Source organism: Streptomyces sp. NPDC031121 (assembly GCF_055570615.1).
The window spans coordinates 424,901-450,461 of sequence record NZ_JBVIGV010000001.1 but is presented as its reverse complement, the minus strand read 5'-3'; the positions used below and the strand labels follow the sequence as shown (position 1 = coordinate 450,461).

General features: G+C 72.0%; 25 protein-coding genes and 1 riboswitch. Of the genes, 14 read left to right on the top strand and 11 right to left on the bottom strand.

Features of this window, described 5'->3' with window-relative positions:
• Positions 1-5: 5 nt before the first annotated feature.
• A complete protein-coding gene (locus ACZ462_RS02145; RefSeq protein ID WP_467807775.1) occupies positions 6-1,412 on the bottom strand; it encodes a family 2B encapsulin nanocompartment shell protein in 1,407 nt (468 codons plus the stop codon).
• A gap of 186 nt (positions 1,413-1,598) precedes the next feature.
• On the opposite strand from ACZ462_RS02145, the gene ACZ462_RS02140 reads away from it, so the two are divergent.
• From ACZ462_RS02140 to ACZ462_RS02130, 3 genes are all read left to right on the top strand, one after another.
• Positions 1,599-2,063, top strand: a complete 465-nt coding sequence (locus ACZ462_RS02140) for an RrF2 family transcriptional regulator (RefSeq protein ID WP_467807776.1) — start codon at positions 1,599-1,601, stop codon at positions 2,061-2,063.
• A 108-nt stretch (positions 2,064-2,171) separates the two neighbouring features.
• Positions 2,172-3,368 carry a globin domain-containing protein gene (locus ACZ462_RS02135; protein ID WP_467807777.1) on the top strand — a complete coding sequence of 399 codons (1,197 nt, stop codon included), beginning with the start codon at positions 2,172-2,174 and terminating at the stop codon, positions 3,366-3,368.
• Between the two features lie 168 nt (positions 3,369-3,536).
• Positions 3,537-4,127 (top strand): N-acetylmuramoyl-L-alanine amidase, encoded by a 591-nt coding sequence (locus tag ACZ462_RS02130; RefSeq protein ID WP_467807778.1) that lies wholly within the window; start codon positions 3,537-3,539, stop codon positions 4,125-4,127.
• Between the two features lie 119 nt (positions 4,128-4,246).
• On the opposite strand, the gene ACZ462_RS02125 is transcribed toward ACZ462_RS02130, so the two are convergent.
• Both ACZ462_RS02125 and ACZ462_RS02120 read right to left on the bottom strand, forming a co-directional pair.
• A complete protein-coding gene (locus ACZ462_RS02125) occupies positions 4,247-4,717 on the bottom strand; it encodes an NUDIX domain-containing protein (protein WP_467807779.1) in 471 nt (156 codons plus the stop codon).
• A 4-nt stretch (positions 4,718-4,721) separates the two neighbouring features.
• Positions 4,722-5,462: a DUF5919 domain-containing protein gene (locus tag ACZ462_RS02120; protein ID WP_467807780.1), complete on the bottom strand. Its 741-nt coding sequence runs from the start codon at positions 5,460-5,462 to the stop codon at positions 4,722-4,724.
• Positions 5,463-5,771: 309 nt separating this feature from the next.
• On the opposite strand from ACZ462_RS02120, the gene ACZ462_RS02115 reads away from it, so the two are divergent.
• On the top strand, positions 5,772-5,999 hold the full coding sequence (locus ACZ462_RS02115) for a DUF7848 domain-containing protein (RefSeq protein ID WP_467807781.1): 228 nt from the start codon (positions 5,772-5,774) through the stop codon (positions 5,997-5,999).
• Positions 6,000-6,131: 132 nt separating this feature from the next.
• Positions 6,132-7,040: a 1-aminocyclopropane-1-carboxylate deaminase/D-cysteine desulfhydrase gene (locus ACZ462_RS02110; protein ID WP_467807783.1), complete on the top strand. Its 909-nt coding sequence runs from the start codon at positions 6,132-6,134 to the stop codon at positions 7,038-7,040.
• A 31-nt stretch (positions 7,041-7,071) separates the two neighbouring features.
• Here the strand turns inward: ACZ462_RS02110 and ACZ462_RS02105 are convergent, their stop codons facing one another.
• A complete protein-coding gene (locus ACZ462_RS02105) occupies positions 7,072-8,652 on the bottom strand; it encodes a Na+/H+ antiporter (protein WP_467807799.1) in 1,581 nt (526 codons plus the stop codon).
• A gap of 78 nt (positions 8,653-8,730) precedes the next feature.
• On the opposite strand from ACZ462_RS02105, the gene ACZ462_RS02100 reads away from it, so the two are divergent.
• From ACZ462_RS02100 to ACZ462_RS02090, 3 genes are all read left to right on the top strand, one after another.
• Positions 8,731-8,991, top strand: coding sequence for a UBP-type zinc finger domain-containing protein (locus tag ACZ462_RS02100; RefSeq protein WP_467807784.1), 261 nt, complete (start codon positions 8,731-8,733; stop codon positions 8,989-8,991).
• Positions 8,992-9,196: 205 nt separating this feature from the next.
• Positions 9,197-9,610 carry an ATP-binding protein gene (locus ACZ462_RS02095; protein WP_114054104.1) on the top strand — a complete coding sequence of 138 codons (414 nt, stop codon included), beginning with the start codon at positions 9,197-9,199 and terminating at the stop codon, positions 9,608-9,610.
• A complete protein-coding gene (locus ACZ462_RS02090) occupies positions 9,607-10,698 on the top strand; it encodes an RNA polymerase sigma factor SigF (protein WP_467807786.1) in 1,092 nt (363 codons plus the stop codon). The genes ACZ462_RS02095 and ACZ462_RS02090 overlap by 4 nt, the downstream gene beginning before the upstream one ends.
• Positions 10,699-10,742: 44 nt before the next feature.
• On the opposite strand, the gene ACZ462_RS02085 is transcribed toward ACZ462_RS02090, so the two are convergent.
• Complete coding sequence (locus tag ACZ462_RS02085) at positions 10,743-11,174, bottom strand: hypothetical protein (RefSeq protein WP_467807788.1); 432 nt, start codon at positions 11,172-11,174, stop codon at positions 10,743-10,745.
• An 84-nt stretch (positions 11,175-11,258) separates the two neighbouring features.
• Here ACZ462_RS02085 and ACZ462_RS02080 point away from each other — a divergent pair, with 84 nt between their 5' ends.
• Together ACZ462_RS02080 and ACZ462_RS02075 are read left to right on the top strand one after the other, a co-directional pair.
• The gene (locus ACZ462_RS02080) at positions 11,259-12,224 is read left to right on the top strand and encodes a diacylglycerol/lipid kinase family protein (protein WP_467807790.1); all 966 of its coding nucleotides are present in this window, start codon (positions 11,259-11,261) and stop codon (positions 12,222-12,224) included.
• A 321-nt stretch (positions 12,225-12,545) separates the two neighbouring features.
• Entirely contained in the window at positions 12,546-12,803 is a 258-nt protein-coding gene (locus ACZ462_RS02075; protein ID WP_003953983.1) for a WhiB family transcriptional regulator, read from the top strand.
• A 202-nt stretch (positions 12,804-13,005) separates the two neighbouring features.
• On the opposite strand, the gene ACZ462_RS02070 is transcribed toward ACZ462_RS02075, so the two are convergent.
• A complete protein-coding gene (locus tag ACZ462_RS02070) occupies positions 13,006-14,475 on the bottom strand; it encodes a sensor histidine kinase (RefSeq protein ID WP_467807800.1) in 1,470 nt (489 codons plus the stop codon).
• A gap of 636 nt (positions 14,476-15,111) precedes the next feature.
• Between ACZ462_RS02070 and nagB the strand changes: the two genes are divergently transcribed.
• Positions 15,112-15,897, top strand: coding sequence for a glucosamine-6-phosphate deaminase (gene nagB / locus ACZ462_RS02065; protein ID WP_467807792.1), 786 nt, complete (start codon positions 15,112-15,114; stop codon positions 15,895-15,897).
• 148 nt (positions 15,898-16,045) lie between these two features.
• On the opposite strand, the gene ACZ462_RS02060 is transcribed toward nagB, so the two are convergent.
• The 4 genes from ACZ462_RS02060 to ACZ462_RS02045 all read right to left on the bottom strand — a co-directional run bounded on the left by ACZ462_RS02060 (position 16,046) and on the right by ACZ462_RS02045 (position 20,976).
• Entirely contained in the window at positions 16,046-17,560 is a 1,515-nt protein-coding gene (locus ACZ462_RS02060; protein ID WP_467807793.1) for a glycoside hydrolase family 3 protein, read from the bottom strand.
• A 4-nt stretch (positions 17,561-17,564) separates the two neighbouring features.
• A complete protein-coding gene (locus tag ACZ462_RS02055; RefSeq protein ID WP_467807802.1) occupies positions 17,565-18,383 on the bottom strand; it encodes a carbohydrate ABC transporter permease in 819 nt (272 codons plus the stop codon).
• Between the two features lie 68 nt (positions 18,384-18,451).
• Positions 18,452-19,480, bottom strand: a complete 1,029-nt coding sequence (locus ACZ462_RS02050; protein ID WP_467807795.1) for a carbohydrate ABC transporter permease — start codon at positions 19,478-19,480, stop codon at positions 18,452-18,454.
• 212 nt (positions 19,481-19,692) lie between these two features.
• A complete protein-coding gene (locus tag ACZ462_RS02045; protein WP_467809403.1) occupies positions 19,693-20,976 on the bottom strand; it encodes an extracellular solute-binding protein in 1,284 nt (427 codons plus the stop codon).
• A gap of 293 nt (positions 20,977-21,269) precedes the next feature.
• On the opposite strand from ACZ462_RS02045, the gene ACZ462_RS02040 reads away from it, so the two are divergent.
• The 3 genes from ACZ462_RS02040 (at position 21,270) to ACZ462_RS02030 (ending at position 24,576) form a co-directional block, all read left to right on the top strand.
• The gene (locus tag ACZ462_RS02040; protein ID WP_125541265.1) at positions 21,270-22,034 is read left to right on the top strand and encodes a GntR family transcriptional regulator; all 765 of its coding nucleotides are present in this window, start codon (positions 21,270-21,272) and stop codon (positions 22,032-22,034) included.
• Positions 22,035-22,225: 191 nt separating this feature from the next.
• The gene (locus tag ACZ462_RS02035; protein ID WP_467809402.1) at positions 22,226-24,379 is read left to right on the top strand and encodes a carbon starvation CstA family protein; all 2,154 of its coding nucleotides are present in this window, start codon (positions 22,226-22,228) and stop codon (positions 24,377-24,379) included.
• Entirely contained in the window at positions 24,376-24,576 is a 201-nt protein-coding gene (locus ACZ462_RS02030) for a YbdD/YjiX family protein (protein ID WP_467809401.1), read from the top strand. The genes ACZ462_RS02035 and ACZ462_RS02030 overlap by 4 nt, the downstream gene beginning before the upstream one ends.
• 67 nt (positions 24,577-24,643) lie before the next feature.
• Here the strand turns inward: ACZ462_RS02030 and ACZ462_RS02025 are convergent, their stop codons facing one another.
• The gene (locus tag ACZ462_RS02025; RefSeq protein ID WP_467809400.1) at positions 24,644-25,228 is read right to left on the bottom strand and encodes a Uma2 family endonuclease; all 585 of its coding nucleotides are present in this window, start codon (positions 25,226-25,228) and stop codon (positions 24,644-24,646) included.
• 208 nt (positions 25,229-25,436) lie between these two features.
• Positions 25,437-25,559: riboswitch (cobalamin riboswitch) on the top strand.
• Positions 25,560-25,561 lie beyond the last annotated feature (2 nt).

Here is a 25,561-nt window from a genome sequence, read left to right as displayed (position 1 = left end):
GCCGATCAGGCGCGGCGGGCGATCTCGACGTTCTCCAGGACGCCGAGCGCGTCCGGCACGAGCACCGCCGCGGAGAAGTAGGCCGTCACCAGGTACGAGATGATCGCCTGCTCGCTGATCCCCATGAACCGCACGGACATGCTCGGCTCGATCTCGTCCGGGATGCCCGGCTGGTGCAGGCCGATGACGCCGGACTCCTCCTCGCCCGTGCGCATGCACAGGATGGACGTGGTGCGGGCCTCGCTGATCGGGATCTTGTCGCAGGGGAAGATCGGCACGCCGCGCCAGGCCATCACGCGGGTCCCCTCGACGTCGACGGTGTCCGGGTAGAGGCCGCGCTTGTTGCACTCGCGGCCGAAGGCGGCGATGGCCTCCGGGTGGGCGAGGAACAGCCGGGATCCTCGCCGCATGCTGAGCAGCCGGTCCATGTCGTCGGGAGTCGGGGCGCCGCCGTACGGCTGGATGCGCTGGTCGTACTCGGCGTTGTGGAGCAGCCCGAACTCCGGGTTGTTGACCATCTCGTGCTCCTGGCGCTCGCGCAGCGCCTCGACCGTCAGCCGCAGCTGCTGCTCGGTCTGGTTCATCGGATGGTTGTACAGGTCGGCGACGCGGGTGTGGACCCGCAGGACCGTCTGCGCGAGGGAGAGCTCGTACTCGCGGGGGCTGGCCTCGTAGTCGACGAACGTGCCGGGCAGGGTGGGCTCGCCTCGGTGGCCGGCGGAGAGGTCGATGGCGGCCTCGCCGTAGGCGTTGGCGGGCCGGCCGGGCGCGGAACGTACGGCGTCCACGTGCGCGCGGAGCGAGCCGGCGCGGTCGGCGAGCATCCGGAAGTCCTGGGCGGACAGGACGAGCGCGGTGCCGGCGGTGACGGCGCGGGCGGTGTACTCCCAGATCGCGTCGTCGTCGGCGAGGCAGTCGTCCCCGAAGTAGGCGCCGTCGGCGACGGTCCGCAGGACCGCGTCCTCGCCGTACGGGCCGGGGCCGATCTGCTCGACGCGGCCGTGGGCGAGCAGGAAGACCCGGTCCGCGGCGCTGCCGAAGGAGGTCAGCTCCTGGCCGGCCTCGAAGTCGACCTGCCGGCAGCGCTGGGCGAGTTCGGCCAGGACGTCCTGGTCCTCGTACGTGCGCAGCAGCGGGAGCTCGCCGAGCTCGGCGGGGATGACCTCGACCCGGGACCCGGTCTTGACGAACTCCACGCGCCCGTCGCCGACCGAATAGCTCAGGCGGCGGTTGACGCGGTAGGTGCCGCCCTGCACGGACACCCAGGGGAGCATCCTCAGGAGCCACCGGGAGGTGATCTCCTGCATCTGCGGGACGGACTTGGTCGTGGTTGCCAAGTTCCGCGCGGCCGATGGGGCAAGACTCCGCTGGGGAGTCGCGGCCTCGGTTCCGGAACCTGCCTGCACCGACATGTGCTTCCTCTCGATCACTCCACGGATCTGCGGCAGAAGCCTTTCAGCACACACGGTGGTGGGACCATTACACAAAAGGGTGGGACTACTCCGTCGGAGCGGTGGGCACCCTCTCGGGTCCACCCCTCCGCTCCGCGGGCCGATGTGAAATTTGCATGCTGGATGCCAGTTTCCTAGGGTGCAGGCATGCGCCTGACCCGATTCACGGACCTGGCCCTGCGCGTCCTGATGCGCCTGGCCGTCGCCGAGGGGGACCTGCCCACCACGCGCGACGTCGCGGCGGTGATGGAGGTCCCGTACACGCACACCGCCAAGGTCGTCGCCCGGCTGCGCCACCTCGGGCTGGTCGAGGCGCGCCGGGGGCGAGGCGGCGGCCTGGCGCTGACCGCGGCCGGGCGGGCGGCCTCGGTGGGCGGCGTGGTCCGCGAACTGGAGGGCGCCGGCGACGTCGTGGACTGCGACGGCGAGACCCCCTGTCCGCTGCGCGGCGCGTGCGTCCTGCGGGGCGCCCTGCGCCGGGCGCAGGAGGCGTTCTTCGCCGCCCTGGACCCGCTGACGGTGGAGGAGATGGTCGCGGCGCCGACCGGTCCGCTGCTGCTCGGCATCTCGGGCGGCGGCGGGCCGCCCGCCGGGCGGGCCGAAGGTCCCTGACCCGCGGGCCGGACGGCCGGTTCGCAACGGCGGCCCACACCATAAAACTTGCATCTCAGATACCCATTCCGCACGACGCGCACCACCGCACCAACGCGAGGAGAACCGATGCTGTCCGAGAAGTCGGCCGAGACCGTCCGTGCCACCCTGCCCGCCGTCGGAGCGGCGGTCGGCGACATCGCGGAGCTCTTCTACACGAAGCTCTTCGCCGCCCACCCCGAGCTGCTGCGCGACCTGTTCAACCGCGGCAACCAGGCCGCCGGGGTGCAGAAGCAGGCCCTCGCCGGCTCCATAGCCGCCTTCGCGAGCCACCTCCTCGCCCACCCGGGCACCCGCCCGGACGCGATGCTGAGCCGCATCGCCCACAAGCACGCCTCGCTCGGCGTGACCCGCGAGCAGTACCCGGTCGTCCACAAGTACCTCTTCGAGGCGATCGCCGAGATCCTCGGCGACGCCGTCACCCCCGAGGTCGCCGAGGCCTGGGACGAGGTGTACTGGCTGATGGCGAACGCCCTCGCCGCCATCGAGGAGCGGCTCTACGCCGAGCAGCAGGTCGTCGCCGGCGACGTCTGGCGCCCCTGGCAGGTCACCGCCCGGGTGGAGGAGACCGCGGACTGCACCACCTTCCACCTCGCCCCCGCCGACGGCTCCCCGGTCCCCGCCGCCAAGCCCGGCCAGTACGTCTCCGTGCAGGTCGAACTCCCCGACGGCGCCCGGCAGATACGCCAGTACAGCCTGACCGGCGCCCCCGGCTCGCCGACCCGCGCGATCACCGTCAAGCGGATCCGCGGCGCGGCCGTCGCCGGCCCCGACGGCGAGGTCTCGAACCACCTCCACGACCGCGTCACCGTCGGCGACGTCCTGCGCCTGTCGCCCCCGTACGGCGACCTCGTCCTGGAGGACTCCGACGCGCCGGTGCTGCTCGCGTCCGCAGGGATCGGCTGCACGCCGATGCTGTCGATGCTGGAGCACCTCGCCGAGAGCGGCCGCACCGCCCCCGTCACCGTCCTGCACGCCGACCGCTCCCCCGCCGACCACGCGCTGCGCTCCGACCACCGCGCCCTCGCCCTGAAGCTGACCGACGCCACGGCCCGGTTCTGGTACGAGGCCGGCGCCGAACCCGGCGACACCGAGGGCCTCATGGACCTGGCCGACGTCGAGGTCGCCCCCGGCACGACCGCCTACCTGTGCGGGCCGCTGCCCTTCATGCGGGCCGTACGGGAGCAGCTCCTGGGCAAGGGCGTGCCCGCCGCGGACATCCACTACGAGGTCTTCGGCCCCGACATGTGGCTGGCCTCCGCGTAACGGGACGCGCCGCGTGGGGCGTGCGGGCCGGCCGGGACGCGGCCGCGCTGTCCGGATCGGCTCGCACGCCGTACGAAAGCCCTAGCCATGCAAGGACCCCCTCCTTTACACCGTATGCAACGGGTCGCCACGCAAGGTGACCGCATTGCACCGCAAAGGAGGCGGTCCATGGCCGCACCCATGTCCGCGGACCGGTTCATCGACGCACTGCGCCACGAGGGCCTGACCGTCGTGGAGGTCGGCGCCTGGCGCACCCACAACCGCAACCACAAGGGGCCGTGGGGCCCCGTGCACGGGGTGATGATCCACCACACCGTCACGCGCGGCACGGCGTACACCGTGCAGCTGTGCCGCGACGGCCACGAGGCGCTGCCCGGGCCGCTCTGCCACGGCGTGATCACCAAGGACGGCCGCGTCCACCTGGTCGGCTACGGCCGCGCCAACCACGCCGGCTCGGGCGACAAGGACGTCCTGACGGCGGTGATCGCCGAGAGCCGGCTGCCGCCGGACAACGAGCGCGGCACCGACGGCAACCGCCACTTCTACGGCTTCGAATGCGAGAACCTCGGCGACGGCCGAGACCCCTGGCCGACCGTCCAACTCGACGCGATGGCCCGCGCGGCGGCCGCGGTCTGCCGCGTCCACGGCTGGACGGAGCGCTCGGTGATCGGCCACCTGGAATGGCAGCCGGGCAAGATCGACCCCCGCGGCTTCACGATGCAGTCCTTCCGCACCCGCGTCGCCGCCCAGCTGAACTGACCCACCACCGCCAGGGCGGCCCCCGACGAGGCCCACGGGCCGCCCACCCCGACGGCACGGGCAGGGGCGCCCACAATGCTGTCGGCTGGTCCACAGCACCCAGCCTCTCAGGGCTGCGCTCAGCCGAGGTAGGGCGTCTGCCGATGTTCCAAGAAGTGCCGGATACGGAGCCGTTGGGTGTGATGCATGGGCAGGGCCCCCAACTCGGCCGGCCCCGCGAAACGCAGTTCCGTGCTCTCGTCCGAGATCGCCAGCGCGCCCCCGGTGATGCGGGCCGTGAAGCAGACGTTGAACTGACGGCGGACCTCGCCGTCGCTGTACTCGATGATGTGCTTCGGGTCCGTGTAGGTGCCGACCAGTCCCGTGATCTCCACGTCGAGGCCGGTCTCCTCCTTGACCTCTCGGACGGCCGTGCCGGGGAGGGAGTCCGTGAGGTCCATCCCGCCGCCGGGGAGGGCCCACAGGTCGTTGTCGCGGCGCCGTTGCAGCAGGATGCGCCCCTGGTCGTCCGTGACGACGGCGGAGGCCGCCACGACCATGCTGTTCGGCGCGGGCGCGTGGGGATCGTCGTAGTACTCGGTCCGGGCCATCGGGTCACTCCTCCACGGGGCGGGCCGTCTCCCACACCGCATCGAAGCTCTCGGCGTAGGTGTCGAACATGCCCCCGGCTTCGTGGCGGCGAAGGTGCCACACGGGCGCACCGTACGCGTTCACACCCCAGACATGGGCATTGATCAAGGCTTCGTCGTCCGCCCGGTACAGGCTGTTGTACAGGGTCGTGTCGTGCGTTCGAAGCTCGATGCCGGGAACGTCGGCCAAGGGTCGGTAGTGCATGAGGGCGAGACGGCAGCGGGATTCGATGCCGTGCCCGAATCTCTCTTCCTGTCCACGCTGCCTGACGTTCTCGCTGTCCGCGTCACCGATGGCGATCCGGACCGTACAGCCGTCCGCCGCACGTTCCCGAAGGAGTTCATTCAGGCGGGGATACGCCTCGTGCAGGAACACCGCCGCATAGACCAGCACGTCGATCCGCTCGCGAGCTGCCGTCAGCAGGTCCACGAACACGGAAACGGGAAGGTCCGCTCGCTGGTCGTACAGCGCCACCAGTTCGGGACTGACGGCCCGCGCGGCACGGGCCTGTCTCAGCGCCGGCCACAATGCGTGGACGTCCTCGCCCAGCGTCTCGGCAGCCAACAGCGCCGTTGCCCGCCGTGGGGTGCGTCCCAGGTTGACCCAGCGTTCCACGCTCTTCGGATCGACGCCCGTGGCGCTCGCCAGCGACGCATGAGTCCAGCCGCCCGATGCCATCAGGGCCCTTAACCGCTCGTTCTGCATGGGGACGTTCTACAGGCCGTGGGACGTCCCGAAGTGGGAAACGTACGAGGTTCCCCCGTCCTGATCACCACGGCGACGATCCCGGTACCAGCGAGATACGAAGGGATCCGGAATGGTGCGGGGACTGTGGCAGCAGGTCGAACAGCGTGATCCGTTTCCGGTGCCCGATCCCGATCCGACGGACCCGACGTGCGACGTGTGTGCGGCCCTGGTCGTTCAGCGCGCGGAGTGCTACCGGCTTCGGGACCTGTCAGGGGTCGTGGACTGCAACGTCGAGATCCGTCAGCACCCCCACACGAAGGTGAGCCGATGACCCGCGCCGTGCTGCGCTACGTCCCCCACACCATCCGGCACGCCCCAGAGGGCGGGGTGACCTACGAGGCGTTCTGCGTCGCCGAAGGCTGCGGAGCCGAGTCGGGCGCGCACGACGAACAGGAAGGACCGCAGGACTGGGCGCTCCGGCACGCCGGGCGGACCGGGCACGACCTGTTCCGGCGCGTGTTCACCGATCATGCCCGGGTCAGCCGCGACGTGTAGACCCCGGCCCGCTGGGCGACGGCGAGCAAGGCAGTCCAGCGCGCCGGCTTCGGCCCCGCTCACACGACCCGAACCGTGTGGGCGGGGCTCTGACGTGCGACGGCGAGGACGGGCGCGCCCCACAATGGACGGGTGAACCGCCCCGCGAACCTTGACGTGCTCTTGCAGCCGCGCCCGCCGTCCCCGTTGCAGGAGATCCGCGACGAGCGGTTCGAGCGGTGCGGGGTGCGGCTGCTGCTCAAGCGGGACGACCTCGTGCACCCCGAGCTGCCCGGGAACAAGTGGCGCAAGCTCGCGCCCAATCTGCGGGCCGCGGTGGCGGGCGGGCACCGGGAGCTGGTGACGTTCGGCGGCGCCTACTCCAACCACCTGCGGGCCACCGCCGCCGCCGGGCGGCTGCTCGGGCTCGGCACCGTCGGCATCGTCCGCGGCGAGGAGCTCGCCGGGCGGCCGCTCAACGACTCCCTCGCCCGCTGCGCGGCCGACGGGATGCGGCTGCACTTCGTGTCCCGGTCCGACTACCGGCGCAAGGCCGAGCCCGCGGTGCTCGCCCGGCTGCTGGACGGCGCCGGCGCGGCCTGCGCGTACGCCGTGCCCGAGGGCGGCAGCAACGCCCTGGCCCTCGAAGGCTGCGCCGGGCTGGGCCGGGAGCTGCGGGGCGCGTCCGACGCCGTCGCCGTCGCCTGCGGGACGGGCGGGACCCTGGCCGGGCTGGCTGCCGGGCTGGCCCCGGGGCAGCGGGCCCTCGGGGTGCCGGTGCTGGCCGGCGGGTTCCTCGGCGCGGAGGTGCGGTCCCTCCAGCGGCAGGCCTTCGGCGGCCCCGCCGGGGACTGGAGCCTCGCCGAGGGCTTCGACCACGGCGGCTACGCGCGCGTCCCCGCCGCCCTGGAGGCGTTCGCCGCCGGTTTCGAGGAGCGGCACGGGGTCCCCGTCGAGCGGATCTACGTCGCCAAGCTGCTGTGGGCGCTGGCCGAGCTGGCGGCGCGCGGCGAGTTCCCGCGGGGCAGCGCCGTCACGGCCGTCGTCACCGGCCGCCCCTGAGCGCGAGCGCGGACCCCGGGCGGGCCCGCCGTCAGCCCGTCTGCTCCCGGTAGGCGGCCGCCTCCTCCAGGTCCAGGCGGCGCAGCAGCCCGCGCAGCATCTCGTCGTCGATGCGCCGTGCGTCCCGCAGGGCGACGAACACCTCCCGCTCGGCGGCGATCATCTCCCGCGCGAGCCGCCGGTAGATGTCGTCGGCGGACTCCCCGGTCAGCGGGTTCACCTCGCCGAGCCGTTCCCACACCGCGTTGCGGCGCCGCTCCAGCACCGTGCGCAGCCGCTCCGCGAGCGGCGGCGGCAGCGCGTTCCGCGGTTCGGCCAGCAGTTCGGCGAGCCGCTCTTCCGCCGCCCTCGAGGCCTCGCTCTGGGCCTGCGCCTCCGCCAGGGTCTGCGCCTTCGCGTCGGGGACCGGCAGCCGCAGCAGCCGGATCAGCGGCGGCAGCGTGAGTCCCTGCACGACCAGGGTCCCGATGACGGTCGTGAAGGTGAGGAACAGGATGAGGCTGCGGTGCGGCACGTCCATCGGCACGGAGAAGGCGATCGCCAGCGACACCACCCCGCGCATGCCGGCCCAGGCGACCACGAACGCCCCCTTCCAGGTGGTGTCCGGCTCCCGCGCCCGGATCCGCGCGGACAGCCGCAGCGGCAGGAACGTCGCCGGGAACACCCAGACGAACCGGGAGACGACCACGGCCGCGAACACCGCCAGCGCGTACCAGGCGGCGGCCGTGCCCTCGTACGCGCCGAGCCCTGCCAGGACCACCGGCAGCTGGAGGCCGATCAGCGCGAAGACCACGGACTCCAGGACGAAGGCGACGACCTTCCACACCGCCTCCTCCTGGAGCCGCGTCGCGAAGTCCACCTGCCAGTTCCGGTGCCCGAGGTACAGGGCCACGACGACGACGGCGAGGACGCCCGAGGCGTGGACCCGCTCGGCGGCCGCGTACGCCGCGAACGGGATCAGCAGCGCCAGGGTGTTCTTCAGCAGCGGGTCCCGCAGCCGCGTCCGAAGGTGGTGGATGGGCACCATCAGCAGCAGGCCGACGCCGACCCCGCCGACCGACGCGAGCAGGAACTCCGCGATCCCGCCGGCCCAGCCGGCGCTCACGCCTACGGCGGCCGCGAGGGCCACCCGGTACGCGGTGATGGCGGTGGCGTCGTTGACCAGGGACTCCCCCTGGAGGATGGTCGTGATGCGGTGCGGCAGGCCGAGCCGGCGGGCGATCGCGGTCGCCGCGACCGCGTCGGGCGGAGCGACGACCGCCCCCAGCACCAGCGCCACGGGCAGCGGCAGCCCCGGCACCAGCAGGTACGCGGCGTACCCGACGGCCAGGGTCGCGAAGAGCACGTAGCCGACGGACAGCAGGGCGACGGGCCGCACGTTCGCCCGCAGGTCCAGGTACGAGCTGTCCACGGCGGCCGTGTGCAGCAGCGGGGGCAGCAGCAGCGGCAGCACGACGTGCGGGTCCAGCTCGTACGGGGGCACCCCGGGCACGTACGAGGCCGCCAGCCCGGCGGCGACCAGCAGCAGCGGGGCGGGCACCGGCGTGAGGCGGGCGGCGCCGGCCACCGCCGTGCTGCCCGCCACCAGTCCCACCAGCGGCAGTACCTCCATCGGCAGCTCCACCTCGCTCGTCGCGGCCGCGGCCGCCGGCTCCCCGCGCGGCGCCCGCTCGTCAGTACGCTGGCCATCATGAGCGAGTGCACCCACGTTCCCGGACTGCCGCGCCCCGAGCCCGCCCCGGCCGCCCTGACGTGCCCCGAGTGCGCGGTCCTCGGCAGCCACCCGGTGCAGCTGCGGATGTGCCTGGAGTGCGGGTACGTGGCGTGCTGCGACTCCTCGCCGCACCGGCACGCCGCGGCGCACCACCGGGCCACCGGCCATCCGGTGATGCGGAGCTTCGAACCGGGCGAGACGTGGCGGTGGTGTTTCGTGGACGGTTCGATCGTCTGAGCAGGGGGTAGGTCAACCCTCCGCCGGCTCCCCCGATTTGGGCCCGCAGACCCCTAGCCACTGTGCGTACCCGTGGGCATACCATCAGTCACCGCACGTAGGCGCGGGTGTCGCGTACGGGTGTGATGAGGGGGGCCGCGACACGATCGACCGGATCGCGGTAGCGTCACCGGCGAACAGAGCTCGTACCACCTTGGAGGTGAGGGTGTCCCAGATCGCAGGCGAGCCCGGGACCCAGGACTTCGTGGAAGTCCGGCTGCCCGCGGCGGGTGCCTACCTGTCGGTGCTCCGAACGGCCACGGCCGGCCTCGCGGCACGTTTGGACTTCACCCTCGACGAGATCGAGGACCTCCGCATCGCGGTGGACGAGGCCTGCGCGATCCTGCTCCAGCAGGCCGTGCCCGGCTCCGTCCTCAGTTGCGTGTTCCGGCTGGTCGACGACTCGCTGGAGGTGACCGTGGCGGCGCCGACGACGGACGGCCGGGCGCCCGAGCGCGACACGTTCGCGTGGACCGTCCTGTCGGCGCTCGCCGGCAAGGTCGAGTCCGCGGTCGAGGAGGACAACACGGTGAGCATCAGCCTCTACAAACAGCGCGGCGCGGGTCCAGGGCCGGCGTGAACGGCGGGGAGATCCCGGTGCGGGGCGGGGATCGGCCCCGGGTGCGGCACGAGGTCGACGGCGGCATCCCGGAACAGCAGCACGCCCGGCCGCACCCTGCTGACGCGGATGCGGACCACGGCTTTTTGGACTCGGCGGAGCGACGGGCGGGCCCCATGAGCGAGAACCAGCACCAAGAACCACAGGCGGCGCGGCCACCTGCGGCCGGGGAACCGGACCTCGGCCCGGAGCCCGCGGGCGGCCCCGGCGCGCACGCCGACGAGGCCGAGACCGCGGCGGGCTCGGTCGCGGATCTGCCGGTGACCCCGGTGAGCCCGCCGCCCCTGCCCGATCCGCGCGACCGCAGCGGCGCCCGCGCGCTGTTCGTCGAGCTGCGGGCGCTGCCCGACGGCTCGCCGGAGAAGGCCGAGCTGCGCAACCGGCTCGTACGGATGCACCTGCCGCTGGTCGAGCACCTGGCCCGGCGGTTCCGCAACCGCGGGGAGCCGCTGGACGACCTCACCCAGGTCGCGACGATCGGCCTGATCAAGTCGGTGGACCGGTTCGACCCGGACCGCGGGGTGGAGTTCTCCACGTACGCGACGCCGACCGTGGTCGGGGAGATCAAGCGGCACTTCCGGGACAAGGGCTGGGCGGTCCGGGTGCCGCGGCGCCTCCAGGAGCTGCGGCTGTCGCTGACGACCGCCACGGCCGAGCTGTCCCAGCAGCACGGCCGCTCGCCCACCGTCCACGAGCTGGCCGAGCGGCTCGGGATCTCCGAGGAGGAGGTTCTGGAGGGGCTGGAATCGGCCAATGCGTACAGCACCCTGTCGCTGGACGTCCCCGACACCGACGACGAGTCGCCGGCGGTGGCGGACACCCTGGGCGCGGAGGACGAGGCGCTGGAGGGCGTCGAGTACCGCGAGTCGCTCAAGCCCCTGCTGGAGGGGCTGCCGCCGCGGGAGAAGCGGATCCTGCTGCTGCGGTTCTTCGGCAACATGACCCAGTCGCAGATCGCGCAGGAGGTCGGCATCTCCCAGATGCACGTCTCCCGGCTGCTGGCCCGCACGCTGGCGCAGCTGCGGGAGAAGCTGCTCGTCGAGGAGTAGGCGGGCGGGCCGGCGGGACCGGCCCGCCCCGGGCGCCCGCGGCGCTACTGCGGCGCTTCGCCGATGCCGAGTGCCTTGGTGGCGGTCGGGTTCACCAGCAGGACGACGACCGCGACGGCGGCCGCGGCCAGCGCCGCCGCGGCGGCGGTCATCGCGCCGCCCGTGGTGTAGAGGGTCCAGGCGACGGGCAGCGCCATCAGCTGGGTGATCAGCGCGGGCCCGCGACTCCAGCGGCGGGCCAGGCGCAGCCCGCGGGCGGCGGCCAGCGGCAGCGCCGCCAGGGCGATCATGGTGAGCCCGCCGGTCTCCGCCTGCTGCGCGGAGTCGACGTCGCCGGCGACGCCGACGAACAGCAGGTAGACGCCGAGCCCGGCGAGCGCCAGTCCTTCGAGCGCGGTGAGCGCGGCGGCGGCGGTGAGCCGGCCGGGCAGGGGGGCGGCGGGCCGGTCCGTGGCGGGGGTGGGCTTGGTACTCACCCCAGCAGGGTAGCCGTGCGCCCGGCCCCCGGGAGGGGACGGGCAGTATGGGCCGCCTGTGGACGGGTCGGTAGGCTGGCGTGCATGCGTGCACTCCTCGTGGCCAACCCAGCAGCGACGACCACCAGTGCGCGCACGCGCGACGTCCTGATCCATGCCCTGGCCAGCGAGATGAAGCTGGAGGCGGTGACGACGGAGTACCGGGGGCACGCCCGGGACCTGGGGCGGCGGGCGGCGGAGAACGGCGTCGACCTGGTGGTGGCCCTCGGCGGCGACGGCACCGTCAACGAGGTGGTCAACGGGATCCTCCACGACGGCCCCGACCCGGACGCACGGCCCCGGCTGGCGGTGGTCCCCGGCGGTTCCACGAACGTGTTCGCCCGTGCGCTCGGGCTGCCGAACGACGCGGTCGAGGCGACGGGCGCCCTGCTGGACGCGCTGCGCGAGCGCCGCGAGCGGACGGTCGGGCTGGGCCTCGCGGGCGGCGTCCCGGGCACGGAGGACGAGTCGGTCCCGGCGCGCTGGTTCACCTTCTGCGCGGGCTTCGGCTTCGACGCGGGCGTGGTGGGGCGGGTCGAACAGCAGCGCGAGCGCGGCAAGCGCTCGACGCACGCCCTGTACGTGCGGCAGCTCATGCGCCAGTTCTGGGAGGAGCCGAACCGCCGGCGCGGGACGGTGACGCTGGAGCGTCCGGGCGCGGATCCCGTGCACGGCCTGGTGCTGTCGATAGTCTGCAACACCTCCCCCTGGACGTACCTGGGGAACCGGCCCCTGTACGCCTCCCCGGAGGCGTCGTTCGACACCGCACTTGACGTATTGGCCCTCAGCCGTTTGTCAACTTCGGCTGTCGCGCGGTACGCCACACAGCTCCTGACCTCGACTCCTGAGCGCGGCCCGCGGGGCAAGCACGCCGTGTCCCTGCACGATCTGACGGCCTTCACCTTGCATTCGAAGGTTCCCCTTCCGTTCCAGATGGACGGAGACCACCTCGGTTTGCGCACCAGCGTTCAGTTCACAGGCGTTCGCCGTGCACTGCGTGTGATTGTGTGAGTGGAAGGCCCCAAAGTCCTTTCACTCGAACGTTTACGCGCCGGTCCACCCTCAAGATGTAGGGCTGTGACCTAGTAGACACCGATGAATCAAAAAAAACTTTCCGGAAGGGGTTGTATCCCCGTCCGAGGTTTGCGAATCTCTTCATGGCGATCGGGACGGCCCGCAAGACCGGCACCCCAGCAGACCGCCAGAACCCCTTCCACGAGTCTCCGGCCCACCTTTGAGCAAGCCGGGTGGTCGCCCTTCCCTCCGGGGGGATTCGTGAAAGCGTTCACATTCACAAGCAACGTGCCCGCAATACAAGGAGATGGAGCAGCCATGGACTGGCGTCACAACGCCGTTTGCCGCGAGGAAGACCCGGAACTCTTCTTCCCCATCGGCAACACCGGTCCTGCGCTGCTGCAGATCGAGGAAGCCAAGGCCGTCTGCCGCCGCTGCCCCGTCATGGAGCAGTGCCTGCAGTGGGCGCTCGAGTCCGGCCAGGACTCCGGCGTCTGGGGCGGCCTCAGCGAGGACGAGCGCCGCGCCATGAAGCGCCGCGCCGCTCGCAACCGGGCGCGCAACGCCAGCGCCTGACATCGACTTTCGAGCCTCGAGCTGCAGCGCGCAGCACCACCGACAGCGCTCAGCACCGTGCTCTCGAGCCCCGGAACGGGACCAACCCCAGCCACCGCTGGACGGTCCCGGCCGGGGCTCAGTGCTGTCCGGGGGCCACGCTCGGTGACCGGCGCCCGCAGGCCGCCGCCGCGGCGCCGTCACTCCGGGTGAGGGCTCCGCGTCACTTCTGGGGGCTGACGGGCACGTCGAGGACGACCTTGGTGCCGCGCGGCTCGGCCCGGACCATGTCGAAGGTGCCGCCGAGCTCGCCCTCCACCAGGGTCCGGACGATCTGCAGGCCGAGGTTGCCGGCGCTCTTCGGGTCGAAGCCCTCCGGCAGCCCGGAGCCGTCGTCCAGCACCGTGATCAGCAGCCGCCCGTCCGCCCGGCCGGTCCCGCTGCGCGCCGCGGTCACCTCCACGGTGCCGCCCTCGCCCTGGGTGAAGGCGTGCTCCAGCGCGTTCTGCAGGATCTCGGTCAGCACCATCGACAGCGGGGTGGCGACCTCCGCGTCCAGGATCCCGAACCGCCCCACGCGCCGGCAGTCCACCTTGCCCGGCGAGATCTCCGCCACCATCGCGATCACCCGGTCGGCGATCTCGTCGAACTCCACGCGCTCGTCGAGGTTCTGCGAGAGCGTCTCGTGCACGATCGCGATCGAACCGACACGCCGCACCGCCTCGTTGAGGGCTTCGCGGCCGCTCTCCGAATCCATCCGCCGGGCCTGGAGCCGCAGGAGGGCGGCCACGGTCTGGAGGTTGTTCTTCACCCGGTGGTGGATCTCCCGGATGGTCGCGTCCTTGGTGATCAGTTCGCGTTCGCGACGGCGCAGTTCGGTGACGTCGCGGCAGAGGACGAGGGAGCCGATGCGGGTGCCCTTGGGCTTGAGCGGGATCGCGCGGAGCTGGATGACGCCGCCGTTCCCCTCGACCTCGGTCTCGCGGGGGGCCCAGCCGCTGGCGAGCTTGGCGAGCGCCTCGTCCACCGGGCCCCGGGAAGGGGCGAGTTCGGCGGTGGTCGTCCCGAGGTGCTGGCCGACCAGGTCGGAGGCGAGGCCCAGCCGGTGGTAGGCGGACAGGGCGTTGGGCGAGGCGTACGTGACGACCCCGTCGGCGTCGAGCCGCATCAGGCCGTCCCCGACGCGCGGCGAGGCGTCCATGTCGACCTGCTGGCCGGGGAACGGGAAGGAGCCCGCGGCGATCATCTGCGCCAGGTCGGAGGCGGACTGGAGGTAGGTCAGCTCCAGCCGGCTCGGTGTACGGACGGTGAGCAGGTTGGTGTTGCGCGCGATCACTCCGAGTACGCGGCCCTCGCGGCGCACCGGGATCGACTCGACGCGGACCGGGACCTCCTCGCGCCACTCCGGGTCGCCCTCGCGCACGATGCGGCCCTCGTCCAGGGCGGCGTCGAGCAGGGGCCGGCGGCCGCGCGGGACCAGGTGGCCGACCATGTCGTCCTGGTAGGAGGTCGGGCCGGTGTTCGGGCGCATCTGCGCGACCGAAACGTACCGGGTGCCGTCCAGGGTGGGCACCCACAGCACCAGGTCGGCGAAGGAGAGGTCCGAGAGCAGCTGCCACTCCGACACCAGGAGGTGCAGCCACTCCAGGTCGGTCTCGCCGAGCGCGGTGTGGTGGCGTACGAGGTCGTTCATGGAGGGCACGTGGCGAGCGTACCCCGGCCTCGGGCCATGACTTTCCCCACGGCGACTACCGGGGAGTATCCAGGAGGGGCGGACTCCGCGTACTGTTGGAGGAAGTGACGGGTTTCCGAACCCCGACATTGGATGGACAGAACAGAATGGTCTAGTCCACAATTGACGTAAGCTTCCGCCCTCCCCGCACAGGAGGGCGGATCGAGGTGGGCCGCGCGCTCTGCCCTGACCGCGCAGGCAGCCTCCCAACCGGCCTTCGGGAACCGCACACCCGTCGGCCGTAAGTACTCCGGGCTACGGTGCCGGGCGGGTTGAGGGTCCCGCCCCGGCACCGTGGCCCAGAGGAATCCCAGGGCTCTCTTCCCTTTCTCCCCGTACGGCCTGTCGGCCCGGCCGGCCCCCGTCGCGCTTCCCGTTCCGCGGCCGCTCCGAGCCGCCGCACGGCCGGCCGCACCCCGCCGCGGCGCCCGGCGCGCCTCCCCCGCCCCGGCGCCCGGCGCCTCCCCGCCGCCTGCCCGCAGGCCGTGTCCGCGGATCGGGACGACCATGTGAGAAGGCCGGATTTCCCGGCCTGTGTCGTCCCGGCTCTGCTAGATTGGTCTATACCACCCATCACTCCAGATCGGCAGGCCACGCGTGGAAGTTGTCATCGTCCCGGACGCCAAGGCAGGCGGCGAGCTCATCGCGGAGGCCATGGCCGCCCTGCTCCGCCGCAAGCCCGACGCCCTGCTGGGCGTGGCGACCGGCTCCACCCCGCTGCCCGTGTACGAGGCCCTCGCCCGCAGGGTGAAGGCCGGCGAGGCGGACGTCTCCCGCGCCCGCGTCTGCCAGCTCGACGAGTACGTCGGCCTGCCCGCCGGGCACCCCGAGTCCTACCGCGCCACCGTGCTCCGCGAGGTCGTCGAGCCCCTCGGCCTGCCCGAGGCCTCCTTCATGGGCCCCGACGGCTCCGCGGAGGACCTCCCCGCCGCCTGCGAGGCCTACGACCGCGCCCTCGCGGAGGCCGGCGGCGTGGACCTCCAGCTGCTGGGCATCGGCACCGACGGGCACATCGGCTTCAACGAGCCGTGCTCCTCGCTCTCCTCGCGCACCCGCATCAAGACGCTCACCCGGCAGACCCGCGTCGACAACGCGCGCTTCTTCGGCGGCGACCTGGAGCAGGTCCCGCACCATGTGATCACGCAGGGCATCGGCACCATCCTCGACGCCCGCCACCTCGTGCTGCTCGCCACCGGCGAGGGCAAGGCCGAGGCCGTCGCGCAGACCGTCGAGGGCCCGCTGTCCGCGCTCGTCCCGGCCTCCGCGCTGCAGCTGCACCGGCACGCGACCGTCGTCGTGGACGAGGCCGCCGCCTCGAAGCTGAAGCTGGCGGACTACTTCCGCCACACGTACGCGAACAAGCCCTCCTGGCAGGGCCTGTAACCGTCTGCGGCGCCCCCTCGCGGCGGGTGCGCCGCAACCCGCCGCAGGCCGAAGGCCGGGCCCCCTCCACAGGGCCCGGCCTTCGGTGTCTCTGTGCCGCCGCCCGGGCCGCCGGCACCCCACGCGCCGACGGACCGGGGACGGGCACTCAGCCGCCCGCGATGACCTCCGCGGCGGCCCGCCCGCACACGCGCGCTGCGCCGTGCGTGGCGATGTACAGCGCCCCGCGGGGCTCGGCCCGGGGCAGTCCCATCTCGACGACGACCGTGTCGGGCCGGGACGCGACGAGCCCGTCCAGCACCTCGGCCATCCACGGGTGGCGGTGCGCGTCGCGGACCACGGCGACGACCGTGCGGCCGCCGGCCGCGGCCAGGACGTCCTGCGCGGAGGCGCCCCGCGGGAAGACGCCCGAGGCGGTGCCCGGGAGCAGCGCGGCCAGCTCGCCGGCCAGGCCCCACGGCGTCTCGTCGCCCACCGCGATGTTCGCGACGGGGGCGAGCGTGGCCACGAACGGGGCCATGACGGGGGCGGGGCTGCCGGAGACGGCGACCGCGCGGCGGGCCGCCACCAGGCCGACGCCGGGCGCGCCCCCCTGCGGCGCGCCCGGCACCGTGCCGCCCGCGGCCCGGGCGGCGGCCGTCCACCCGGCCAGGGCCCGGACCCGGGCGGCGGCGTCGGCGAGCCGTTCCTCGGGGAGCGTTCCCTCGCGCACCGCCGCGACGAGCGCGTCGCGCAGCCGGAGCACGGTGGCCTCGTCGGCGAGCCCGCCGCCGACGCAGATCGCGTCCGCGCCGGCGGCGATGGCGAGGACGGAGCCGCGCTCGATGCCGTACGTCCCGGCGATGGCGTTCATCTCCATGCCGTCGGTGACGATCAGGCCCTCGTAGCCGAGTTCCTTGCGCAGCAGGCCGGTCAGCACCTGCGGGCTGAGCGTGGCCGGCCGGGTCGGGTCCAGGGCCGGGACGAGGATGTGGGCGCTCATCACGGCCTTGGTGCCGGCCTCGATGGCGGCCCGGAAGGGGACGAGCTCGCGGGCGGCGAGGGTGTCGAGGTCGACGTCGATGCGCGGCAGCGCGTGGTGCGAGTCGACGTTGGTGTCGCCGTGGCCCGGGAAGTGCTTGGTGCAGGCGGCCACGCCGGAGGCCTGCAGGCCCTCCACGTAGGCGGCGGTGTGCCGGGCCGCGAGGGCGGTGTCGGCGCCGAAGGAGCGGACGCCGATGACCGGGTTGTCGGGGTCGGAGTTGACGTCCGCGGAGGGGGCCCAGTTGAGGTTCACGCCGCACTCGGCGAGGCGGCGGCCCAGCTCGCGGGCGACCTCGCGGGTCAGGCCGGTGTCGTCGACGGCGCCGAGGGCCAGGTTGCCGGGGAAGGAGGAGCCGCCGCGGACCTCCAGCCGGGTGACGTCGCCGCCCTCCTCGTCGATGGCGACGAGGACGTCCTCCCGCTCGGCGCGCAGCTGCGCGGTGAGCGCCGCGAGCTGCTCGGGGGAGGCGATGTTGCGGCCGAAGAGGCCGACGGAGGCCAGGCCCTCGGAGATGCGGCGCAGCAGCCAGGCGGGGGCGGTGGTGCCCTCGAAGCCGGGCTGGAGGACCGCGAGCGCGTCGCGGGCCAGGGCGCCGTCCTGCCCGCCGGGGGCCGCGGTGCCGTGCGCAAGGACGGTCATGGCGTTATCCCTTCACGGCGCCGGCGGTCATGCCGCCGACGGCCTTGCGCTGGAGGAAGACGAAGATGACCAGGACGGGGACCGCGAAGAGCGAGGACGCGGCCATGGTGGCGCCCCAGTCGTTGCCGAAGGCGGTCTGGAACTGGGTCAGCCACAGCGGCAGGGTCTGCGCCGCCTTGTCCTTGTTGAGGATCAGGACCATGGCGAACTCGTTCCAGGCGGTGATGAAGCCGAAGAGCGAGGTGGACATCAGGCCGGGGGCGAGCAGGGGGAAGATCACCTTGCGGAAGGCCTGCCCGCGGGTGCAGCCGTCGATCTGCGCGGCCTCCTCCAGGGTCACCGGGACGGCGGCGATGAAGCCGCGCAGGGTCCAGATGGTGAAGGGCAGGACCATCACGAAGTAGATCGCGGTGAGCAGCCCGAGGCTGTTCAGCATCTCGGCGTCCCGGGCAATCATGTACATGGCGATGACCATGACCTCCCAGGGGGCCATCTGCGCCATCATCACGCCGAGGACGAGCCCCTTGCGGCCGGCGAAGCGCATGCGGGCGATGGCGAAGCTCGCGGCGAGCGCGACGAGCAGGGCCAGCAGCACGGCGCCGACGGTGACGAGCAGGCTGTTCCCGACGTACGTCCAGAAGAACTCGACGCCGGTGGCCTTGGTGAAGTTCTCCAGCGTCGGGGTGAAGAAGAAGACCGGGTCCTTGGCGAGGATCTCGCCCGACGGCTTGAAGGCCGAGGAGAACATCCAGTAGACGGGGAAGAGGAAGAGCGCCGCGAGGGCCAGGGCTCCCAGGTTCTTCGCGACGGCCGCCGGGCGCAGCGGTCGCCGGGTGCGCAGGCGCGGGCGCTGCGGGGCGGCGGGGGCGGGCTTCGGCGCGGTGGTGGTGCTCACTGCTCCTCCTCCTGCTTCAGGATCAGGCGGAAGTAGAAGGACATGACGACCACGAGCATCACGATCGTCAGGACGGAGATGGCCGCGGCGAGCGCGTAGTGGCCCTGGCTCTGGCCCTCGACGAACGCGAAGACGGGCAGGGTCTCGGAGGCGCGGTCCGGGCCGCCGCGGTTCATTGCGTACACCTGGGTGAAGGCCTTGAAGACCCAGATGACCTCGAGGAAGGTGGTGACGAGGAAGAAGGGCCTGAGGTTGGGGAAGACGACCTGCCAGAAGGTCTGCCAGCCGTTCGCGCCGTCCATGCGGGCGGCCTCGTACAGCTCGCCGCCGACCGTGGTCAGGCCCGCGTACATGTTGAGCGCGACGAAGGGGACCGAGCCCCAGACGACCAGGACGGTGACGATCACCAGGGTGGACAGGCCGGTCTCGAACCAGTTGTGCTGCTCGTAGCCGGTGAAGCCGAGCGTGCGCATCAGCCAGTTCATGACGCCGAACTGCTCGTCGAACAGCCACTGGAAGACGGTCACGGAGGCGACGATCGGCATGGCCCAGGCCATGACGAGGGCCATCGACAGCACGAGCCGCATCCACGTGCCGAGGCGGCTCAGCAGCAGCCCGACGAGGCTGCCGACCACCATGATCAGCGCGACGTTGGCGGCGGTGAAGGCGAAGGAGCGGACGACGACGGTCCAGAACTGCGCGTCGCCGAGCAGCTGGGTGTAGTTCTCGACGCCGTGGAACGGCGCCTTGCGCTGGATGAACTCGATCTTGTCGACCTTCTGGAACGACAGGACCACGTTCTTGGCGAGCGGGTACAGGAGCAGGGCGGCCATGCTGAGCACGGCCGGCGCGACCAGGAGGTACGGCAGCCATCCCGACGGGAGCGCCCCTCTGCGCCCGCGGGGAGCCGGGGCCGCCTCCGGGGCGCCGGCGGGCCGCTGCGGCGGCTGCGGCGCCTTCGGCCCTCCGGACTCCTGGGGTGCGTCCTGTGGAGCGGTCGCCGCTCCCTGGGAGTGCACGGTCATGTCTTGGTTTCCTCGCGGTTGACGGTGGCGACCGGCGGGCGGCCCGCCCGGTCGGCGGCGGGCGGGCGGCGCGCCTGCGTCCCTCCCTGCGCCCCGGGGGCGCGGCGGGCGCCGCCGGGGCGCCCGCCGCACCCCCGGGTGCGTTCACTGCTGTGCTGCGCGGGCCGTGCGGCCCGGGCGGGGTGCGGCGCCGCAGCAGGTGCTGCGGGGCGTCACTTGTTGATGCGGTTCGCGATCTCCTTGTCGGCCTCCGCGCCCGCCTTGGCCGGGTCCTCGCCCTTCAGGACCTTCGTCATGAACTCCTTGAGCGGGTTCGGCTCGGTCTCGACGTTGGCCCAGCCCGGGGTGACCGGGGTGATGCGGCCGTTGACGCCGGCCTTGCCCATGGCCTCGGCGAAGGAGCCGGGGGCCGGGGTGAAGTTGGCGGCGGCCTGGTTCGGCAGCAGCGAGCCCTTTACCTCGGCGGCGTACTTGGTCATCTGGTCCTTGCCGGTGGCCAGCGCCAGCCACTCCTTGGCGAGCTCCTTGTTCTTGGAGCGCTCGGCGACGGCGAGGTTCGAGCCGCCGAGGAAGACGGTGCCGGGCTTGTCGGCGGTCTTGCCGGGGATCGGGAAGTAGCCGAAGTCGGCCTCCTTGCCCGCGTCCTTCAGCGCCTTCTCCGCGCCGCCGGCCTCCCAGCCGAGGCCGATCCAGGACGCGACCCCGCCCTTGGGGACGACGTCGGTGGACTGCTGCGGGGTGGCCTCGTCCTTGTCCTTCGGGGCGGTGGAGTAGGACTGCAGCTTCTTGTAGAACTCCATCGCGGAGGCGGCCTGCGGGGTGCCGAGCCCGCCCTTCCACTTGCCCCCGTCCTTGACCGCGAGCTCGCCGCCCTCGTCCCAGATGAGGCCGGCGAGGACGTACCAGCTCTGGCCGGGGAGGTAGATCGGCTGGCCGGCCGGGTCCGCGGCCTTCAGCTTGTCCAGGCCGGCGATCCACTCGTCGCGGGTCTTCGGCGGGGTGACGCCGGCCTTCTCGAAGGCCTTCTTGTCGTAGACCACGACGCGGTTGGCGGCGTACCACGGGGCGGAGTACAGCTTGCCCTCGTACTCGGCGGACTCCAGCATGCTCTTCGGCCAGGCGTCGGCGCCGAGGCCGCCCTTGTCCTTGGTCAGGTCCGCGAGGCCGCCGGTGACGGCGTAGCCCGCGGTCTGGGTGTTGCCGAGCTCCAGCACATCCGGCGGGGTGTTCTCGGAGAGGGCGGTGGTCACCTTCTCCTGGATGCCCTTCCACGCCTGGACCTCGACCTTGACCGTGACACCGGGGTGCTTGGCCGAGAACTCCTTGTTGACCTCGTCGATCCAGGCCTTGGGCGCGGAACCGTCCATCACCCAGACGGTGATCTCCTTGGCGCCGCCCGCGTCGGTCTTCCCGTTGTCGTCGCCACCGTTGCCACACGCGGCGACACCGGCCATCATGCCCGCGACACCGACCGCCGCGATGAGCTTGCGCTTCACGCCACCCTCCTCAGGGATGCTGCCCGCAACTTCCCTTGCCCCCCGCGGTGACACGCACCTCATCACTGCCCGTTGGGCCGGGATCTGATCCATATTGGTGTAGACCAGTAACCGGAGCTTGGCCTAGACCTTTAGGGGTGTCAAGGGTCTAATGATCGGGGGCCCGGTCCCGTTATCGGACCGACACCTGGGGGAGGGAGAAGGCCTGCCCTCCCACCCGTGTCACGATGTGACCGCACATATCGGAGGAGCCGGTGACGGCAGTGAAACAGGAGTCGGGAAGGCGGGCGGCGATGGCCACCGAAGGGGCGACCACCGAGCCGGAGGGCGGGGCGGCCACTCGCACCGCGCGCGTGCCCAAGTACTACCGACTCAAGCGGCACTTGCTCGACATGACGGAGACGCTGCCCCCCGGCACGCCCGTCCCCCCGGAGCGCACGCTCGCCGCCGAGTTCGACACCTCCCGGACCACCGTGCGCCAGGCCCTCCAGGAACTCGTCGTCGAGGGCCGGCTGGAGCGCATCCAGGGCAAGGGCACGTTCGTCGCCAAGCCCAAGGTCTCCCAGCCCCTGCAACTGTCCTCCTACACGGAGGACATGCGCGCCCAGGGCCTGGAGCCCACCTCCCAGCTCCTCGACATCGGCTACGTCACCGCCGACGACACCCTCGCCGGCCTGCTGAAGATCACCACGGGCGGGCGCGTGCTGCGCATCGAGCGGCTGCGCCTGGCCAGCGGCGAGCCCATGGCCATCGAGACGACCCACCTGTCCGCCAAGCGCTTCCCCGCCCTGCGCCGGTCGCTGGCCAAGTACAGCTCCCTCTACACCGCCCTCGCCGAGGTGTACGGCGTCCGGCTCGCCGAGGCCGAGGAGACCATCGAGACCTCGCTGGCCACCCCCCGCGAGGCCGGACTGCTCGGCACCGACGTCGGCCTGCCCATGCTGATGCTCTCCCGGCACTCCCTGGACGCCGACGGCGAGCCCGTGGAGTGGGTGCGCTCGGTCTACCGCGGAGATCGTTACAAGTTCGTCGCCCGACTCCAGCGCCCCGCCGTCTGATCCGTAGTTCACTCTCGTACCGCTATGCGGACGGGGGCTTACGGACACCGGGCGGCCCCCGTAGATTCCCTGCGCTCGCGCAGATGATCAACGAGGGGACGAGGATCATGACGGAACCGGAAGCAAAAGGGACACGACACCACGAGGCGGGTCCGGGCACGAGCCCGGGCTCGCCCTCCGCATCGGGCCGCATGACCCCGAAGTCGATCGCCGTGTGGGTGCTCGTGGCCCTCGTCGGGGCCGCCGGCTGGGCCGTGCTCGCCCTCTCCCGCGGCGAGGAGGTCTCCGCGGCCTGGCTGCTCGCCGCGGCGCTCGGCTCGTACGCGATCGGCTACCGCTTCTACGCGCGGTTCATCGCCCACCGCGTCCTGAGGGTCGACAAGACGCGGGCCACCCCCGCCGAACGCCTCGACAACGGTGTCGACTTCCACCCCACCGACCGCCGGGTGCTCTTCGGCCACCACTTCGCGGCCGTCGCCGGCGCCGGCCCCCTGGTCGGCCCCGTCCTCGCCGCGCAGATGGGGTACCTGCCCGGCACCATCTGGATCGTCGCCGGCGTCATCTTCGCGGGCGCAGTCCAGGACATGGTCACCCTGTTCTTCTCCACCCGGCGCGACGGGCGCTCGCTCGGGCAGATGGCCCGGGACGAGATCGGCCCCGTCGGCGGCGCCGCCGCCCTGGTCGCCGTGTTCGCCATCATGATCATCCTGCTGGCGGTGCTCGCGCTGGTCATCGTCAACGCCCTCGCGCACTCCCCCTGGGGCGTCTTCTCCATCGGCATGACCATCCCGATCGCCCTCTTCATGGGCTTCTACCTGCGCGTGCTGCGGCCCGGGCGGGTCACGGAGGTCTCCGTCATCGGCGTCGTCCTGCTGCTGCTCGCGATCGTCGCGGGCGGCTGGGTCGCCGAGTCCTCGCTGGCGTCGACCTTCACGCTGGAGAAGGAGACGCTGATCATCTGGATGGTCGCGTACGGCTTCGTCGCCTCCGTGCTGCCGGTGTGGATGCTGCTCGCGCCCCGCGACTACCTCTCCACCTTCATGAAGATCGGCACGATCGCGATGCTCGCCCTGGGCGTCGTCATCGCCATGCCGACCCTGCGGATGCCGTCCGTCACGGAGTTCGCCTCCCGCGGCGACGGCCCCGTCTTCGCCGGGTCGATGTTCCCGTTCGTCTTCATCACGATCGCCTGCGGCGCCCTCTCCGGCTTCCACGCCCTGGTCTCCTCCGGCACCACCCCGAAGATGATCCAGAAGGAGACCCAGGTCCGGGTCATCGGCTACGGCTCCATGCTCACCGAGTCCTTCGTGGCCGTCATGGCGATGATCTGCGCGACGATCATCGAGCCCGGTCTGTTCTTCGCCGTCAACTCCCCCGCCGGCGTCGTCGGCACCACCGTCCAGAGCGCCTCGCAGGCCGTTGCGGACTTCGGCTTCGCCGTCTCGCCCGAGTACCTCGCCCAGGCCGCGAAGGACGTCGAGGAGAGCAGCCTGCTGTCCCGCACCGGCGGCGCGCCGACGTTCGCACTCGGAATGTCGGAGATCTTCTCGGCCGTCGTCGGCGGCACCGCCATGAAGGCGTTCTGGTACCACTTCGCCATCATGTTCGAGGCCCTGTTCATCCTGACCACGCTCGACGCGGGCACCCGCGTCGGCCGGTTCATGCTCCAGGACACCCTCGGCAACGTGCACAAGTCCTTCAAGGACGTCAGCTGGAAGCCGGGCGTGTGGCTGGCGAGCGGGCTCGTCGTCGGCGCCTGGGGGTACTTCCTGTGGGTCGGCGTGAAGGACCCGCTGGGCGGCATCAACCAGCTCTTCCCGCTGTTCGGCATCGCGAACCAGCTGCTCGCCGCGGTGGCCCTGGCCGTCTGCACGACGCTGCTGGTGAAGTCCGGCCGCCTCAAGTGGGCCTGGGTGACCGGCGTGCCGCTCGCCTGGGACGTGGCCGTCACCCTCACCGCGAGCTACCAGAAGATCTTCTCGGACGACGTGAAGGTCGGGTTCTTCGCCCAGCGCGAGAAGTACCGGGAGGGCATCGAGGCCGGGCAGGTGCTGAAGCCCGCCAAGAACATGGACGAGATGCACACCATCGTCACCAACGCCACGGTGGACGGGGTGCTGTCGGCGCTGTTCGCCCTCCTGATCCTCATCGTGCTCCTGGATGCGCTCCGGACCTGCGTCAAGGCCGTCCGCGACCCCGCGTCGGCCACGCTCTCGGAGGTCCCGTGGACCGAGTCGAAGATCGTCGCCCCGGCCGGGCTCATCGCGACGCGCGAGGAGCGGGCCGAACTCGCCGCGGCCGGCCTGGAGTCCGGCGGCGGCCGCGTGAAGGAGCCGGTGGCATGAGCGGCGGCGTCCGCGGCGCCCTGGCGAAGGCGCGGTTCTACGTACGGGAGTTCTCCGGCGAGGCGGCGTACGACCGGTACGTCGCGCACGCCCGCTCCCACGATCCGGACGCCGAGGTCATGACCCGCCGCGCCTTCGAACGCGCCCGCACCGACGCGCGCGAGGGGGACCCCCGGGGCGGCTTCCGCTGCTGCTGAGGGCTGCCGCACCGGCGCATGGACAGGGGCCCCGCCATCCGGCGGGGCCCCTGCGCCTCAGACGGCCTCAGCGCACCCAGTTCTTGAGCGGCTCGGTCTGCAAGGTGATGCCGACGGGCTCGGGCAGAGCGATGTCCGATCCGTACGGTACGACGTGAACGCTCTCGTACCGGCGGCCGTTCGGCTGGCTGTAGACGGACACCTCGCACTTGGCCCTGTCGATGAGCAGGTAGACAGGGATGCCCGTCTCCGCATAGGCCCGGGGCTTCTCGACATGGTCACGACGATGCGTGTCCGAATCCCAGGACGTCACCTCGACGGCCATCAGGATCGGTTCGGGGTCGGCCCAGTCACCCTGCCCTACAAAAGCGTCCTCGTGTGCGAGTACGGCGTCCGGGATCGCCCGCCCCGTCCGGTACTCCTGCGCCTTGATCCCAACGCCTTGGTGCAGCCAGAGTTCGGACTGGTGCTGGATACAGATCCGCGTGAGCCACTGGATGATGCGCCCGTGGTCCCCGTCCGGCATGGCCTTGCTCCTGATGACACCGTCGATGAATTCCAGCCGCAGCCCCTCGATCTCCCGGGCGCCTATGCGCGCGAGGGCCTCGAATTCGTCGGACAGCATGTGGGGCCGGTCGGTCATCACGGTCACGCCTCGCTCGCCTTCCTCGATGGTGCTGTTCTCCTGACGATAGCGCCGGCCACCCGCCCGCGTCCGGCACACCCGGCGGCCCGGACTTCGACAGTCGGCGTTGCGGGGCGCCCGGTGGATCTCACCTACCGACTGGAGCTGTGAGGCCACGCTCAGCGAAGGCGGACACAACATCTAGGGGGTCCCGCAGAGAGCGCCCACCACATGTATGCTCATCCTCGCTGTCGCCGCAGGGGAATCCGGTGGGAATCCGGAACTGTCCCGCAACGGTATGAAGTACACCCATCGGTGTCACCGAAGTCCGACGACCTGCCGACAGTGCGCCCGGCTCGA

Bases quoted from the DNA above. Each gene is read 5' to 3' on its own strand.
- ACZ462_RS02145 (WP_467807775.1), bottom strand. From the start codon at position 1,412: ATGTCGGTGCAGGCAGGTTCCGGAACCGAGGCCGCGACTCCCCAGCGG.
- ACZ462_RS02140 (WP_467807776.1), top strand. From the start codon at position 1,599: ATGCGCCTGACCCGATTCACGGACCTGGCCCTGCGCGTCCTGATGCGC.
- ACZ462_RS02135 (WP_467807777.1), top strand. From the start codon at position 2,172: ATGCTGTCCGAGAAGTCGGCCGAGACCGTCCGTGCCACCCTGCCCGCC.
- ACZ462_RS02130 (WP_467807778.1), top strand. From the start codon at position 3,537: ATGGCCGCACCCATGTCCGCGGACCGGTTCATCGACGCACTGCGCCAC.
- ACZ462_RS02125 (WP_467807779.1), bottom strand. From the start codon at position 4,717: ATGGCCCGGACCGAGTACTACGACGATCCCCACGCGCCCGCGCCGAAC.
- ACZ462_RS02120 (WP_467807780.1), bottom strand. From the start codon at position 5,462: ATGCAGAACGAGCGGTTAAGGGCCCTGATGGCATCGGGCGGCTGGACT.
- ACZ462_RS02115 (WP_467807781.1), top strand. From the start codon at position 5,772: ATGACCCGCGCCGTGCTGCGCTACGTCCCCCACACCATCCGGCACGCC.
- ACZ462_RS02105 (WP_467807799.1), bottom strand. From the start codon at position 8,652: ATGGAGGTACTGCCGCTGGTGGGACTGGTGGCGGGCAGCACGGCGGTG.
- ACZ462_RS02100 (WP_467807784.1), top strand. From the start codon at position 8,731: ATGAGCGAGTGCACCCACGTTCCCGGACTGCCGCGCCCCGAGCCCGCC.
- ACZ462_RS02080 (WP_467807790.1), top strand. From the start codon at position 11,259: ATGCGTGCACTCCTCGTGGCCAACCCAGCAGCGACGACCACCAGTGCG.
- ACZ462_RS02075 (WP_003953983.1), top strand. From the start codon at position 12,546: ATGGACTGGCGTCACAACGCCGTTTGCCGCGAGGAAGACCCGGAACTC.
- ACZ462_RS02070 (WP_467807800.1), bottom strand. From the start codon at position 14,475: ATGAACGACCTCGTACGCCACCACACCGCGCTCGGCGAGACCGACCTG.
- ACZ462_RS02060 (WP_467807793.1), bottom strand. From the start codon at position 17,560: ATGACCGTCCTTGCGCACGGCACCGCGGCCCCCGGCGGGCAGGACGGC.
- ACZ462_RS02050 (WP_467807795.1), bottom strand. From the start codon at position 19,480: ATGACCGTGCACTCCCAGGGAGCGGCGACCGCTCCACAGGACGCACCC.
- ACZ462_RS02040 (WP_125541265.1), top strand. From the start codon at position 21,270: ATGGCCACCGAAGGGGCGACCACCGAGCCGGAGGGCGGGGCGGCCACT.
- ACZ462_RS02035 (WP_467809402.1), top strand. From the start codon at position 22,226: ATGACCCCGAAGTCGATCGCCGTGTGGGTGCTCGTGGCCCTCGTCGGG.
- ACZ462_RS02030 (WP_467809401.1), top strand. From the start codon at position 24,376: ATGAGCGGCGGCGTCCGCGGCGCCCTGGCGAAGGCGCGGTTCTACGTA.